This is a genomic window from Actinomadura luteofluorescens, assembly GCF_013409365.1.
Lineage (GTDB): Bacteria > Actinomycetota > Actinomycetes > Streptosporangiales > Streptosporangiaceae > Spirillospora > Spirillospora luteofluorescens.
In genome coordinates this window covers 6,396,868-6,410,835 of record NZ_JACCBA010000001.1, presented here as the reverse complement: position 1 = coordinate 6,410,835, position 13,968 = coordinate 6,396,868, and the positions used below count along the sequence as shown (strand labels likewise).

General features: G+C 72.8%; 13 protein-coding genes. All 13 read right to left on the bottom strand.

Features of this window, described 5'->3' with window-relative positions; all coding sequences use genetic code 11:
* Nucleotides 1-8: 8 nt before the first annotated feature.
* The 13 genes from BJY14_RS29925 to BJY14_RS29865 all read right to left on the bottom strand — a co-directional run bounded on the left by BJY14_RS29925 (nt 9) and on the right by BJY14_RS29865 (nt 13,930).
* Nucleotides 9-638 carry an HNH endonuclease family protein gene (locus BJY14_RS29925; protein ID WP_179846665.1) on the bottom strand — a complete coding sequence of 210 codons (630 nt, stop codon included), beginning with the start codon at nt 636-638 and terminating at the stop codon, nt 9-11.
* A gap of 439 nt (nt 639-1,077) precedes the next feature.
* Nucleotides 1,078-1,929, bottom strand: coding sequence for a MaoC/PaaZ C-terminal domain-containing protein (locus BJY14_RS47425; protein WP_312879470.1), 852 nt, complete (start codon nt 1,927-1,929; stop codon nt 1,078-1,080).
* 81 nt (nt 1,930-2,010) lie between these two features.
* Nucleotides 2,011-3,186, bottom strand: coding sequence for a lipid-transfer protein (locus BJY14_RS29915; RefSeq protein WP_179846663.1), 1,176 nt, complete (start codon nt 3,184-3,186; stop codon nt 2,011-2,013).
* A complete protein-coding gene (locus tag BJY14_RS29910; RefSeq protein WP_179846662.1) occupies nt 3,183-3,647 on the bottom strand; it encodes a MaoC family dehydratase in 465 nt (154 codons plus the stop codon). Before BJY14_RS29910 ends, BJY14_RS29915 begins: the two co-directional genes overlap by 4 nt.
* On the bottom strand, nt 3,644-4,708 hold the full coding sequence (locus BJY14_RS29905; RefSeq protein ID WP_179846661.1) for an acyl-CoA dehydrogenase family protein: 1,065 nt from the start codon (nt 4,706-4,708) through the stop codon (nt 3,644-3,646). The genes BJY14_RS29910 and BJY14_RS29905 overlap by 4 nt, the downstream gene beginning before the upstream one ends.
* Nucleotides 4,708-5,676: a bifunctional MaoC family dehydratase N-terminal/OB-fold nucleic acid binding domain-containing protein gene (locus BJY14_RS29900; protein WP_179846660.1), complete on the bottom strand. Its 969-nt coding sequence runs from the start codon at nt 5,674-5,676 to the stop codon at nt 4,708-4,710. The genes BJY14_RS29905 and BJY14_RS29900 overlap by 1 nt, the downstream gene beginning before the upstream one ends.
* Nucleotides 5,673-6,836 carry an acyl-CoA dehydrogenase family protein gene (locus BJY14_RS29895; RefSeq protein ID WP_179846659.1) on the bottom strand — a complete coding sequence of 388 codons (1,164 nt, stop codon included), beginning with the start codon at nt 6,834-6,836 and terminating at the stop codon, nt 5,673-5,675. Before BJY14_RS29895 ends, BJY14_RS29900 begins: the two co-directional genes overlap by 4 nt.
* 16 nt (nt 6,837-6,852) lie before the next feature.
* The gene (gene casI, locus BJY14_RS29890; protein ID WP_179846658.1) at nt 6,853-8,553 is read right to left on the bottom strand and encodes a steroid-22-oyl-CoA synthetase; all 1,701 of its coding nucleotides are present in this window, start codon (nt 8,551-8,553) and stop codon (nt 6,853-6,855) included.
* The gene (locus tag BJY14_RS29885; RefSeq protein ID WP_179846657.1) at nt 8,546-9,793 is read right to left on the bottom strand and encodes an NADH:flavin oxidoreductase; all 1,248 of its coding nucleotides are present in this window, start codon (nt 9,791-9,793) and stop codon (nt 8,546-8,548) included. The genes casI and BJY14_RS29885 overlap by 8 nt, the downstream gene beginning before the upstream one ends.
* Nucleotides 9,794-9,878: 85 nt before the next feature.
* A complete protein-coding gene (locus BJY14_RS29880; protein ID WP_179846656.1) occupies nt 9,879-10,232 on the bottom strand; it encodes a hypothetical protein in 354 nt (117 codons plus the stop codon).
* A 6-nt stretch (nt 10,233-10,238) separates the two neighbouring features.
* Nucleotides 10,239-10,985 carry an ABC transporter ATP-binding protein gene (locus tag BJY14_RS29875; RefSeq protein WP_179846655.1) on the bottom strand — a complete coding sequence of 249 codons (747 nt, stop codon included), beginning with the start codon at nt 10,983-10,985 and terminating at the stop codon, nt 10,239-10,241.
* Nucleotides 10,978-11,727: an ABC transporter ATP-binding protein gene (locus BJY14_RS29870; protein ID WP_179846654.1), complete on the bottom strand. Its 750-nt coding sequence runs from the start codon at nt 11,725-11,727 to the stop codon at nt 10,978-10,980. Before BJY14_RS29870 ends, BJY14_RS29875 begins: the two co-directional genes overlap by 8 nt.
* The gene (locus tag BJY14_RS29865; protein ID WP_179846653.1) at nt 11,720-13,930 is read right to left on the bottom strand and encodes a branched-chain amino acid ABC transporter permease; all 2,211 of its coding nucleotides are present in this window, start codon (nt 13,928-13,930) and stop codon (nt 11,720-11,722) included. The genes BJY14_RS29870 and BJY14_RS29865 overlap by 8 nt, the downstream gene beginning before the upstream one ends.
* Nucleotides 13,931-13,968: the final 38 nt, after the last annotated feature.

Sequence of the window (13,968 nt, the reverse complement as noted above, 5' to 3'; positions counted from 1 at the left end):
GGGGTCGGTCAGCAGCTGCCGAGCATCGTGTTGAGCGCGCTCTTCTCCGCACTGTCCACGGTCAGGCCCCAGTACCACTTCACCTGGATCCAGGCGCGGGCGTAGGTGCAGCGGAAGGAGGTGACCGACGGCTGCCACTCGGCCGGGTCCTTGTCGCTCTTCGCCTGGTTGACGTTGTCGGTGACGGCCCACAGCTGCGGGCCGCCGAGGTCGTTGGCGAACGACTGGCGGCGGGACGTCGTCCAGGACCAGGCGCCGGACGCCCACGCCTCGGCGAGCGGGACCATGTGGTCGATGTCGAGGTCGGACGCCAGCTTCCAGGTGGCCCCGTCGTAGGGCGAGTACCAGCTGCCGGACGTCGCGGCGCACGCGGAGTCGGTGGTGACGTTCGTGCCGTCCCGCTTGAGCACGGTCTCGCGGGTGTTGCACGTCCCGGAGATGGTGATCCAGTGCGGGAACAGGTCGCGGTCGTAGGTGCTCCCGTGCGACTCGGCGGCCACGGTGAGGGTGGCGAGGCGGCTCGCGGCCGTGGACGCGGACGGGATGTTGGGCGGCGTCGCGGACGCGGGCGCGGCCGCCGTGCCGAGCAGGGCCGCGCTCAGGGCGGCGGGGAGCGCGAACGTGAGAAGTCGTCGCATCGGGATGCCTTTCCGCAGTCGTCCCCGGGCCGGGGCCAGTGCCCCGAGGGGGAGCGGGAACGACGGCACTGCGACGGTGACATTTTCGACAAATCCGAATAAATGTCACGCTTTGCCCATGCGCGGCGCCGCCGTTGGTCGGAAGGTGACGTCTATCGCCGGCCGATGGCCTCTGAGCTGCGACGAAACGGGCGATGCCGGTCCGGTGACGGCGGATGAAGAATTCTTGAACACCGGGCCCAGCGCCGGGCAAAGCCGGGGCCGGGCGCGAGGCAAGGCGTCCGGAGCCACATCGCCGCGAGGACGCCTTCGGCGTCGTCCCAGAGGCGGCGGGCGAGCGCGCCGTCGCGGGCCCTGGCCCTGAGCAGCCTCTCCTTCGCGACGTGGAAGTACCGTCCGGTGCCGGCCGAATCCACCAGGTCCACGAACAGCGGGACCATCAGCGGGTTCGCCGGCTTGGTGGCGCGCCGAAGCGGGCCCGGCCGCCGGAGATGACCGTCGTCCCGTCCACGGCCGCCTCGAACAGGACGGCTCCGCTCTCAGAACCGTCGCGCCAGGTGCTCACCTGGAGCGCGTCGCCGGGGAAGACGGGCGCGGCGAAGCGGCCTTCGAGTTCGGCCAGGTCGGCGGGGTGGGCGCCGAGGGACTCGGCGAGCGGAAGGGTGACGGCCGCGAGCGTGCACAGGCCGTGCATGATCGGGCGCGGCATCCCGGCCGCCTTCGCCGCCTCCGGGTCGATGTGCAGGTGGTGGCGGTCGCCGAGCAGCCGGTAGAGGGCCGCCTGCCCGGACGCGGTGGGGACGGTCAGCACGCCGTCCGGTCCGGTCTCGGGACGGCGGCGGGACGACGGGCCGCGCTCGCCGCCGAAACCGCCGCCTCCGGGCGCGAACAGCGACCACGTCGCCTCGAAGTACTCGCTCTGCACCGCCACGTCGAAGACGGCCGCGGACCCCTTGTCCCACACGTCGGTGACGCGGGCGCTCATCTCCACCGAGCCGGAGCGCGGCAGCGGCTTCAGGACGCGGAGGCGCTGCGTCCCGTGCACAGCCGTCCGGACGTCGAACGCGCCCGCCGAGCCCAGGACGTCCGGCGCCCACTGCGCGAGGGTCAGCACGAACGTCGGGAGGACGCGGAGCCTCTCCTCGAACACCAGGTCCAGGTCGGAGGCGCCCGCCCCCACCGCGAGCGCGTAGAGGATGGGCCGCGTCTCGTCGTAGGCCACCGTCCGGGCGCCGAGCGACCGCCCCTGCCATTCATGGGCGCCGCCGCCGGTGGGGGGCCGACCCCCCACACCCCCCGGTTCGCTCCGCTCATCACTACTTCCTGTGGGGGGACGCCCCCCCACACCCCCCGGTTCGCTCCGCTCATTCATTCATTCGTCCGCTCCGAGAATCAGACCGCTGGTCGGGACGCCGGTCCCGGCGGTGACGAGGACGTTGTGGACGTCGCCCGGCTGGTTCACCGAGGTGCCGCGCACGAGCCGGACGGCCTCCGCGATGCCGTTCATCCCGTGGATGTAGGCCTCGCCGAGCTGGCCCCCGTGGGTGTTGGTCGGGAGCCTGCCGCCGAGCTCCAGGTTGCCGTCGGCGACGAAGTCCTTGCCCTCGCCCTTCGCGCAGAAGCCCAGCTCCTCCAGCTGCGGCAGGACGAGCGGCGTGAAGTGGTCGTAGAGGATCGCGGCCTGGACGTCGGCCGGGGTGAGCCGCGACTGCCCGTAGAGCTGCCGCCCCACCAGGCCCATCTCGGGGATGCCGGTGATCTCCGAGCGGTAGTAGCTGGTCATCATGTGCTGGTCGTTGCCGGAGCCCTGCGCCGCGCCCCAGATCACGGCGGGCCGGTGCGGGAGGTCGCGGGCGCGCTCGGCGGACACGACGACGAGGGCCTGGCCGCCGTCGCTCTCCTGGCAGCAGTCCAGGAGGCGGAGCGGCTCGGCGATCCAGCGGGACGCCTGGTGGTCCTCCAGCGTGATCGGCCGCCCGTAGAACCACGCGGCCGGGTTCGCGGCGGCGTGCCTGCGGTCGACGACGGCGATGCGGCCGAAGTCCTCGCTGGTCGCGCCGTACTCGTGCATGTAGCGGCGGGCGAACATCGCGACCCACTGCGCGGGGGTCGAGAGCCCGAACGGGTTCATCCACGCGTACGCGGCGCTGTCGGCGCTGACGTCCATCGGGCGGTCGGCCTGCCCGAGGCCGTAGCGGGTGCCGGACCGCTCGTTGAACGCGCGGTAACAGACGACGACGTCGGCGACGCCGGTCGCGACGGCCATCGCCGCCTGCTGGACGGTGCCGCAGGCCGCGCCGCCGCCGTGCCCGACGCGCGAGAAGAACCTCAGCTCGCCGATGCCGAGGTTGCGCGCGATGTGGATCTCGGAGCTCGTGTCGGCGGTGAAGGTCACCATGCCGTCCACGTCGGACGGCTGGAGCCCCGCGTCCACGATGGCGGCGAGCACCGCCTCGCAGGCCAGCCGCAGCTCGCTGCGGCCCGACTCCTTGGAGAACTCGGTGGCGCCGATCCCGGCGACCGCGGCCGCCCCTGGCAGCACGCTCATGCGCCGCTCCCCCGTTCCCCGGCTGCGGGCGCCTCGACGGCGGGCAGCTCCACCACGACGGTGCCGGTGACGTGCGGGCCGATCGCGTTGACGCCGCGCACGGCGATCTCGACCCGGCGGCCGGGGTCGTCCTTGGCCGCGACGGTCCCGGTCAGCACCATCGTGTCGCCCGGGTAGTTCGGCGCGCCCAGCCTGATCCTGATGGCCTTCACGACGGCGGCGGGCCCGGCCCAGGCCGTCACGTACCGGTCGACGAGCCCGTTGGTGGTCAGGATGTTCATGAAGACGTCCCTGGAGCCGCGCTCGACGGCGAGCGACGGGTCGTGGTGGACGTCCTGGTAGTCGCGGCTCGCCAGCGCGGTCGCGACGATCATCGTGCGGGTCAGCGGGACGCTCAGCTCGGGGAGCTCCTCCCCCACCGCCACGTCCTCGTAGCTCCTGGTCACAGCGTTCCCGATCACAGGGCCGCCCCCAGCAGGTCCAGGTCGGAGGAGGCTCCGCCGAGCGTCCCGGAGATCTGCTTGCCCCACAGGAAGTGGCGGTGCACCGGGTAGTCGACGTCCACGCCGATGCCGCCGTGCAGGTGCTGGACGCGGTGGACGACGTTCAGCCCGCCCTCGTCCGACCACCACTTGGCGACGAGGACGGCGGACTCGGCGTCCTCCCCGGCGTCGACCAGAGAGAGGGCGTGCCAGAGGCAGACGCGCAGCGCGTCGATCTCGATGTAACAGTCGGCGAGCTGGTGCTGGGCGGCCTGGAAGGTGGCGAGCGGGCGGCCGAACTGCTCGCGGCCCGACAGGTAGTCGGCGGCCATGCGCAGCGCGCCCTCCGCGACGCCGACCTGGACGGCGGCCAGCGAGACGCGGGCCAGCCGCAGCGCCGTGCCGAGCGCGCCGTCCGGAAGGGCGCGCGCCCGGGCGCCGTCCAGGGTCAGGTGCCCGGCGGCGTCGCGGCTGGTGGTCTCCGCGCGCTCCCACGACGCCCCGGCGGCCGAGGTCTCCAGCAGGAACAGGCCGGGCCCCTGCGGCGACGCGGCCGAGACGAGGACGTGGCTCGCCCCGAACGGCGTCGGGACGGCCGCCTTCGTGCCGGTCAGCAGCCAGTCCTCGCCGTCGCGGACGGCGGCGCAGCGCGGCGCGGCGGGGTCGGCGGGACCGAACTCCTCCAGCGCGACGGTCGGCCGCGACGTCCCGTCCGCGAAGGCCGCGGGAACGTCCTCGCCGTGCGAGGCGAGCGTGAGCGCGGCGACGACGGCGGGCCAGACCGGGACGGGGGCGACGGTACGGCCCTGCTCCTCCAGCAGGACGGCCAGGCCGGCGGCGCCGAGTCCCGCGCCGCCCGCGGACTCGGGCAGCGCGACGCCGAGCAGGCCCGTCTCGCCGAGCTCGGCCCACAGCCCCTCGTCGTACCCGCGCCCGGACCCTTCGGCGTCCTTGATCCGCGCCTGCGTGGCGCGGTCGGTGAAGATCTGCCGGGCGAGGTCCCTGACCGCCTCCAGCTCTTCGCCAAGCGTGAAGTCCATCAGCGCTCCTTGGAAATGTGCGGCGGTCCGGCGGGGCGGAACGCCGGCAGGGACAGGTCGGGGTCCGGGTCGATCCAGTCGAGGACGACGGGCATGCCGACCTCGACGTCCTCCGGCGCGACCCCGGTCATGTTCGCGATCAGCCGAGTCCCCTCCGCCAGCTCGATCACCGCGACGACCAGCGGGTAGTCGAACGCGGGGTGGCGGGGGTGGTGGTTGACGACGTAGCTGTGGACGTGGCCGTCGCCCGACGCTTCGACGGTGTCCCAGTCGAACGAGCCGCACTGCGGGCAGCACGGCCCCGGCGGGTGCCGCAGCGACTTGCAGTCGGCGCAGCGCTGGATGACGAGCCGGCGCTCGCGGGCCGCCTCGAACCAGAACGCGTTGTCCAGATTGATCGCCGGGCGGGGGCGCAGCGCCTTCTTCTCCGGCTCAGGAGCGGCGGGCTTGTCGGCGGGCCGGAACCGCAGGAGGCGCCACCGCTGCGTGGCGACGACCTCGCCCGCCCCGTCGCGGTAGGTCTTGACCGTGCTGACGAAGCGTCCCGCGCCGAGCGCGGTCCTCTTCTCCGGGGAGATCGACTCGACGGTCTCCTCGACGCTGACGCGGTCGCCCGGCACCAGCTCCCGATGGAACTCGAACTCCGAGTCGGTGGCGACGACGGAGGTGTAGCCGCCCTCGGCCAGCAGCTCGGTCAGCTCGTCCGGGCCCGCGGGGTCGGCGCGGACCGACGCCGCGTACCCGCGCATCGTCCACGCCTGCATCATCGACGCGGGCGCCACGACGCCGTCGCGGCCGGTGGCCCGCGCGGCCTCCTCGTCCAGGTAGACGGGGTTGTCGTCCGCCATGGCCTCGACCCAGTGCCGGATCATGGGGACGTTCACCGGGTCCTGCCCGTCGCGCCGCGCCCCGTAGGGCCGTCCGACCCACGCCTGGAGCCGCGCCTCGTACTCCTCGCCGTCGCTCATGACCGCCTCGACCTCGGCAGGCCCAGCCCCTGGACGGCGACCATGTCGCGCAGCACCTCGTTGACGCCGCCGCCGAAGGTGTTGACGATGCCCTGCCGCGACAGCTGCTCGATCTGCCCGTGCAGCACGGCCCCCGGCGACTCGGGGCGGATCCGCCCGGCGGCGCCGAGGACCCCGGTCAGCGTCCGCTGGACCTCGATGTGCGTCTCGGTCCCGTAGGACTTGGCGGCGCCGGCCTGCGCGCCGGTCAGCGTCCCGGCCTCCACCGCCATCGTCATCTTCCAGTTCATCAGCCGCATCGCCTCCAGCTTGGCGTGCGTGCGGGCGAGGTCGGCCCGCACCCAGGGCAGGTCGATCACCCCGTTGCCGCGCGCCCAGTCGCGGACGTCCTCCCACAGCCGGATCATCCGGCCGCCGAGCGCGGCGAGCCCGATGCGCTCGTGGTTGAGCTGCGTGGTGATCAGGCTCCAGCCGCCGTCGACGTCCCCGACCACCGAGGAGGCGGGCACCGCGACGCCGTTGTAGTAGGTCGCCGTCACGACCATCCCGCCGACCGTCGGGATCGGGCTCCAGGAGAACCCGTCGGCGTCGGTCGGGACGATCAGGATCGAGATGCCCTTGTGCTTGGGCGCGTCCGGGTTCGTGCGCGCCGCGAGCCAGATGTGGTCGGCGGTGTTGGCGCCGCTGGTGAAGACCTTGCTGCCGTCGACGACGTACCGGTCGCCGTCCCGGACGGCCCGGGTGCGCAGCGAGGCGAGGTCGGTCCCGGCCTCGGGCTCGGTGTAGCCGATCGCGAAGACGATGTCGCCGGACAGGATGCCGGGCAGGTACCTGCGCTTCTGCTCGTCGGTGCCGAACCGCATCAGCGTGGGGCCGACCGTGTTCACGGTGACGAACGGGAACGGGAGCCCGGCCCGCTGCACCTCGTCGAAGAACACGTACTGCTCGGCGATCGACCTGCCCTGCCCGCCGTACTCCTCCGGCCAGCCGTAGCCGAGCCAGCCGTCGTTGCCGAGCATCTTGACGATCTCGCGGAACCGCTCCCCGCCCACGCCCTGCTCGCCGGCGCGGCGCCGCACGTCCTCGGGCAGCAGGCCCGCGAAGTACGCCCTCAGTTCCGCGCGCAACTCGCGATGCGCCTCGGACTCACGCAGATCCATACATGCCCTTTCTCGGTCAGGGGAGGAAGCGCCCGCGGCCCGCGGCGACGAACTCCTCGCGGAGCGCGGCCTTGTCCGCGCCGGTCATCGGGACGTACTCCGGCGACCCCCGGCCCGCCCACCGGAACACGGGGTCGGAGGTGCGCCAGCCGTCGAGCTGCAGCTCCTTCTTCTTGAGCTTTCCCGACCCGGTCGTCGGCAGCGCGTGCGAGACGCGCACGAAGCGCGGGGCGCCCTTGGTCCCGAGGTCGTCCTGGCGGGCGAGGAAGGCGGGCAGGTCCAGGTCCTCGAAGCGAACGCCCTCGGGGATCTCGATCGCCGCCATCACCTGGTCGCCCGAGCGCGGGTCGGGGACGCCGAACGCGACCGCGTCCACGATCTTCGGGTGGCGGCGGACGACGTTCTGGGTGAGCAGCGCGGAGATGTTCTCCGAGTCCACCCGGATCCAGTCGCCGGACCGCCCGCCGAAGTACAGGAACCCGTCGCCGTCGACGTAGCCGAGGTCGCCCGTCCAGTACCAGCCGTGCCTGACCCGCTCGGCGTCGGCCTCCGGGTTCCGGTAGTAGCCCTCGAACCCGGCCGCGCCGTGCACGTCGACGATCTCCCCGACGGCGGCCTCGGCGTTGGTGACGCGGCCGTGCCCGTCCAGGACGGCGGGCGCGCAGGTCTCGCGCGTCTCGGGGTTGACGATGCGGACGCCGTCGTGGGCGGGGCGCCCGAGCGCGCTCGGCGGCGCCTGCGGATCCCGTCTGATCATTCCGGCGCTCTCGCTGGACCCGTAGCCCTCGACCAGCCGCGCGCCGAAGCGGCGCAGGAACTCGGCCTTGTCCTCCGGGGACGCCTCCGTCCCGAACCCGTGCGTCAGCGTGTTGTCGCCGTCGTCCGGCTTCTCGGGGGTGGCGAGGACGTAGCCGATCGCCTTGCCGACGTAGGTGAAGAACGTCGCGCCGTAGTACCGGACGTCCGGGAGGAACCCGGACGCGGAGAACTTCCTCGCCAGGACGACGGTCGCGCCTGCCGCCAGCGACGGCGCCCACAGCGCCATCAGCGCGTTGCCGTGGAACAGCGGCATCGAGCAGTAGCTGATGTCCTCGCGCTTGACGTCGTACTTGGCGCTGTTGTTGCGGCCCAGCTCGGCGAGCCGGCCCTGCGAGCAGCGCGCCGCCTTCGAGGCGCCGGTCGTCCCGGAGGTGAACAGCAGCAGGAGCTGCGTCTCCGGCGTGACCGACGCGTCGGCCTCGGGCTCGCAGGCGTGGGCGGCGACGAGGTCCGGGTAGCCGTCGTCGTCGACCAGCAGGAAGCGGTCGCGCGGGACGCCGATGTCGAGGCCGTCCAGCAGCTCCAGCCCGGCCCGGTCGGTGACGACGAGCTGGAGGTCGGTGTGCCGGACCTCCTGCTCCAGGTAGGCGCCGGTCCGGGTGGAGTTGATCCCGACGATCGTGGCGCCGCCCAGAGCCGCCGCCCCTAGCCAGAGCACGTACTCGGGGACGTTCTCCAGCAGCACGCCGATGTGGAACGGGGGGTTCCGGGGGGAGTGGGGGGTCGACCCCCCACAAGGGACAGGCCCGTCCCGGCGGAGATCGCGGGCCAGCGCCGCGCGGGCCGCGCTCTCCCGGACCACCTCGTCCCACGTCCAGGTCCGCTCGCGGCTGCGCAGGCCGGGCCGGGCGTCGCCCAGCCTGGCCAGCAGCATCGCCGCGATCGTCTCGTCACGCACCCGCGGCACCCCAGGCCGGCTCGGTGGACAGGACGCAGTGGGTGCCGCCGTAGATCGCCGTCATGCACTTGTTGCAGTGGATGCACAGCGACTCGGTCGACGGCTCGTCCTGGATCCGGTTGATCAGGTCGGGCTCGCGCAGCAGCGCGCGGGCCATCGCGACGAACTGGAAGCCCTCCGCCATCGCGGTGTCCATGCCCGCCCTGTCGGTGACGCCGCCCAGCAGGATCATCGGCAGCTTCACCGCGGCGCGGATCTGCCGGGCGTCCTTGAGCAGGTAGAGGTCCTCGTAGGGGTAGGACTTCAGGAAGTGCCTGCCGATCAGCTTGATCCCGAGCTTGGTCGGCTGCTTCATGACCGAGGCGAACTCGTGCAGCGGCGCGTCGCCCTTGAACAGGTACATGGGGTTGAGCAGGGAGCTGCCGGCGGTCATCTGGAGGGCGTCGACCGAGCCGTCGGCCTCCAGCCAGCGGGCGACCTGGATGGCCTCGTCGATCCAGAAGCCGCCGGGCACGCCGTCGTCCATGTTGAGCTTCGCGGTGATCGCGATGCGGTCGCCGACGGCGTCGCGGACGGCGCGGCCGATGTCGCGCGCCAGCCGGGCCCGGTTCTCCAGCGAGCCGCCGTACTCGTCCTTGCGGTGGTTGATCTTGGGGCTGAGGAACGCGCTCGTCAGGTAGTTGTGCCCCATGTGGATCTCGATGGAGTCGAAGCCCGCCTCGATCGCCATCCGGCCCGCGCGGCCATGCGCCTTGACGACGCGCTCCAGGTCCGCGTGCGTGGCGGCCTTCGCGACGGTCTGCGTCGTCAGGTGGAAGTGGCGGCTGGGCGCGAGCGCGGGAAGCTTGTTGCTCTTGGGGTTGGCGACCGGGCCGGCGTGCCCGATCTGCGCCTGGACGGCCGCCCCCTCCGCGTGCACGGCGTCGGTGAGCTTGCGGAGGCCGGGCATCGCCTCGTCCCGCCAGTGGATCTGCCTGCGGTCGGTGCGGCCCTCGGGCGCGACCGCGCAGTACGCGACGGTGGTCATCCCCACGCCGCCGCGCGCGTGCCGGACGTGGAAGTCGATCAGCGCGTCGGTGACCTGGCCGTCCTTGGTCAGCCCCTCGTACGTCGCCGCCTTGATCGTGCGGTTCCGCAGCGTGACCGGGCCGAGCTTGGCGGCCTCGAACACGTCGGGCTTCGGGGCGGTTGCCGGGGGGTGCGGGGGGTCGCCCCCCCGCAGGCGGTTCGGGTCGTTCATCTCAGAGTCCTCCATCCGGACTAGACGTTAATCAGCGGGATGTCCGGGCACTCCGGACATCCCGCTGACTGGGAGCGACGGGCCGCTAGGCGTCCCCGCGCAGCGCGGCGGCGATCTGGTCGGCCTGGGACTGCTGCTCCACGAGCTGGCGCAGCAGCCACAGGCGCAGGACGCGGGTGACGGCGGCGGCCAGGTAGAGGGCCGCGCCGAGCACGGTCACCGCCAGGAACCCGACGGCGAGCGTCTGCAGCGAGCCCACGTCCCGCAGGTCGTCCTTGGCGAGGGAGACGTTGTAGGCGACGAACGTCCCGGCGACGCCGACGATCATGGCCAGGATCCCGGCGATCCGCGCCGCCCCGTCGAAGCGGGAACCGTCGGTCCTCAGCCGCTGCCGTGCGACGTCGTCCTTGAACTGCTGGCGCCGTTCCTCAGTGAGCATGGTGGGTCAACCTCCCAGGTAGTCGCTGGACAGCCGGTCTTCGATCTCGGCGGGCGGGCCGGCCGCCACCACGCGCCCGTGCAGCATCAGCGCGGCGGTGTCGGCGATCGGCAGGACGGCGCGGGCGAACTGCTCCGCGACCAGCACCGACAGGCCGCCCCCGACCAGCTCGGCGACCGTCTCGTACATCCGGGTGACGATCATGGGCGCGAGGCCCATGGACAGCTCGTCGAGCAGCAGCACCGCGGGATCGCTGCCGAGCGCGCGCGACAGCGCGAGCATCTGCTGCTCGCCGCCGGACATGGATCCGGCGAGCTGGTGGCGGCGCTCGCCGAGGATCGGGAAGCGGGCGTAGGCCCGCTCCTCCAGGTCCTCCAGCCGGGCGCCGGTCCCGGTGGCCGCCCACAGGTTCTCCCGCACCGTCAGGTTGGGGAAGATCCCGCGGCCCTCGGGGATCGCGCAGACGCCGAGGCGCGCCGCGTCCTGCGCCGAGACGCCGTTCACCCTGCGCCCGGCGAACAGCAGGTCGCCGCCGGTCGGCGGGTGCAGGCCCGCGCACACCCGCATCGTGGTCGACTTGCCGCCGCCGTTCGGGCCGAGCAGCGCCAGCAGCGAGCCGGGCCGCAGCGCCAGGTCGACTCCGTGCAGCACCTCGATGGCGCCGTAGCCGGCGCGGATCCCCCTCAGTTCGAGCAGCGGCTCCGGGGACGCGGCGGCTGCCGGTCCGGTGGTGGTCGCGTCCGGTTCAGGCATGACTCGCCTCCTCGGTGCCGATGTAGGCGGCGATGACCTCGGGCGACTCCTTGATCTCCCGGGGTGCGCCGGACGCGATGAGCGCGCCGTAGTCGAGGACGTGGATGGTGGAGCACAGCCGCATGACCAGCGGCAGGTCGTGCTCGACCAGGCAGATCGCGAGGCCCTCGGCGGCGAGGCCGGTGAGCATCTCGGCGAACGCCTCCGTCTCGCGCTCGGTCTGGCCGGAGGCGGGCTCGTCCAGCAGCAGCACGCGCGGCGAGGTCATCAGCGCGCGCGCCACCTCCACGACCCGGGCCCGCCCGATCGGGATGTCGGACACGTCGCGGCCGGCGACGTCGGTCAGGCCCGTGCGCTCCAGGACCCGGTCGGTCTCCTCGTCCAGGTCGAACCGCTTGCGGGACGTGGCGCGCAGGACGTCGCCCGCGACGCGGACGTTGTCGCGCACCGACAGCGACAGGAACAGCTCCAGCCGCTGGAACGTCCGGGCCATGCCGCGCCGGGCGCGCCTGGCCGGGGACAGCCGGGTGATGTCGTCCCCGTCCAGGAGCACCTGGCCGGACGCGGGCCGCTGCAGACCGGTGACGGTGTTGAACATCGTGGTCTTGCCCGCGCCGTTCGGACCGATGAGCCCGGTGATGCGGCCTTCGTCCATGGTGAGGCTCACGTCGTCCACGGCGGTGTTGCCGCCGAACCGGACGGTGACGCCCCGGGTTTCGAGCAGGGGCGGGTTCTCAGGCATGGACCGTTCCCTTCAGGCCGAGTTCGCGGTCGAGCCGGACGCGCAGCTCGTCGGTGTAGGGCTCGTCCACGCCGGCGAGTTCCAGCGGCACCGGCCGGGCCCCGCGCCCCTCCTCCAGGTAGGCGCGCCCGACGACGGGCAGCAGCATGACGACGCACAGCGCGGCCAGCGCGAACGTCCAGGTGCCGATCACGCCGGTGAGCGCGAGGACGTACAGGACGGCGCCCAGCGCCCCCGCCCCGGCCAGCAGGGGCCGGGCGGTCCGGATCGCCCGGTAGCCGTCGACGAGGTCGTGCACGAACCCGCTCGGGTTCCGGCCGACGCCCATCCCGACCAGCGCCGTCCCGACGAGGACGAGGTGGCCGAGCGTCCGGTAGACGGTGGCCATGCCCTCGTTCTCCAGGGCGAGGTCGCCGAACGTCGAGACGAGGACGGCCGAGCCGACGCCCGCCATCAGGCCGCCGAACAGGGCGCCGCTGAGGTAGCCGATGCCCGCCACCACGACGAGCATGAGCAGGGCGAGGCTGCCGACGAAGGAGAAGTTCTCCTGCGCGACGGTGCCGGTCGCCGCCGACATCAGCACGCCGCCGAGCCCCGCGATCGCCGCGGAGATCATGAAGACGCTCAGCTTCAGCCGGACGAGGTTCTGCCCGAGCATCGCCGTCGCCGCCGGGCTGTCCTTCATGGCCGCGAGCCGCCGCCCGTAGCCGCTGCCGCGCAGCGCGGCGAGCCCGACGGCGATGAGCGCGAACAGCACGGTCGCGGTCATCAGCGACGTCGTCCCGTCCCGCAGGTCGAGCGGGCCGACCTCGAGGGGCGGGACGACGAGCGCCCCGTCCGGAAAGAGGGTGAACCGCATCCCGAACAGCTCGTGCTCGGTGGTGTCGCGCAACACCATGTTCGACAGGAACTCGCCGAACGCCATGGTCGCGAGCGCCAGGTACAGGCCGCGCAGCCGCAGCGCCGGCAGCGCGACGAGCCCGCCGACCAGGGCCGCCGCCGCGACGGCGAGCAGCACGCCCTGGAGGTTCGTCCGGGCCGCGAGCCCGCTGCCCTGCACGCCGAAGTGGAACGCCACCACCGTCGCGACCGCCCCGAACGCCAGCGGCGCGAGGTTCAGCTCGCCCGCGTAGCCGGTGAGGACGGTCAGCGACAGCGCGATGATCGCGAACGTCATGCCGAGCGAGAACGTGGTGACCGCGCCGTCCGACAGCAGCAGGCTGTAGAGGTAGACGACCGCGACCAGTACGAGCCCCCACACCGCCGCGGACCGCACGGTCGGCGGCCGGTACCGCTCGCGGGTCCGGATCGCGGCCCCGCGCAGCCGGTCCTGGGGCAGCACCACCAGCACCGTGAACAAGATGATCATCGGTAGCGAGACGCGCAGGTTGCCGGTGAACGTGCCCGCCGACGGCAGGTAGGCCAGCACGTAGTTCGCGGCCAGGCCGAGCACCATCGCGCCGGCGAAGGTGCGGGGGATGCTGCGCAGCCGACCGAACATCGCCGCCGCGAACGCGTCGATCACCAGCAGGGTCAGCGCGTTCGCGTCCAGCCCGCCGCCGCTGATCGGGACGATCAGCACCCCGGCGAGCACGGCCAGCGTCGACCCGAGCGCCCACGACAGCATCGCGGCGCGCTCCGGGTCGTGGCCGTTCAGCCGCAGCAGGTCGGGGTCGTCGACGGACCCGCGCATCACCACGCCGGCCCGGCTGCGGGTGAACAGCACCCGCAGCCCGGCGGCGATCGCGACGGCGGCGACCAGGCACACGATCTCGTGGTAGCGGACCACCACCCCCGCGATCGTGATCTTCGAGCCCGCGCCGAAGAACATGTCCACGGTGTGGGCCTCGTCGGGGTTCCAGATCCACTGCGCCAGGTAGACGGTCCCGAGCAGCACCGCCACCGTCACGATGATCTTCGTGACGTCGGCGGTGCCGCGCAGGCCCCGCATGATGGCGGCGTGCAGGGCGGCGCCCATCGCGGGGCCGGCGACGCCGACCACGACGATCAGCGCGAGCCACACCGGCCAGCCCCACCGCTCGGTGCAGTGCCAGTACAGGAACGTTCCGAACATGGCCTGCGCGCCATGCGCGAAGTTGAAGATCCCTGAGGTGTTGTACGTCAGCACGAGCCCCGAGGCCGCGATGGAGTACACCGAGCCGAGGACCAGGCCGAGAATGGTGTAGGTCAGGAACGTGGTCACGTGGTCACCGCCACTTGTTCACCGCCATGGGGAGGACG